The 347-nt window shown below is 45.0% G+C and carries 1 protein-coding gene; it reads left to right on the plus strand.

The window, feature by feature from the left end; all coding sequences use genetic code 11:
• A partial coding sequence (locus tag B4K20_RS15920) for a beta-propeller fold lactonase family protein (RefSeq protein ID WP_289283668.1) occupies positions 1-347 on the plus strand: 347 nt, incomplete at both ends.

Here is a 347-nt window from a genome sequence, read left to right on the forward strand (position 1 = left end):
ATATTTTGGTTGCTGCGCGTCCTCGTGGTCTAGCATTTAACAGTGACGGTTCATTGGCATATTCAAGCAGTGAAGTGGGTAATGAAGTCACTATTATCGACACCAAAACGCTGTCCATTATCAAACAAGCAGAAATCGACTTACCTAATTCAAAACCGATGGACATAGCGGTTAGTCCTGATGATAAAACAATCTACGTGACAACTGGTCGTGGTAATTCTGTCGCAGTACTTGATGCCAAAACGCTTGAGATGCAGGCTAATATCCCTGTAGGCAAACGTGTATGGGGCTTAGGAATGACTCGTGATGGTTCGCGTTTATACACAGCAGATGGCGTGAGTGGCACG

This window comes from Methylophaga sp. UBA5088 (assembly GCF_002414625.1).
Lineage (GTDB): Bacteria > Pseudomonadota > Gammaproteobacteria > Nitrosococcales > Methylophagaceae > Methylophaga > Methylophaga marina.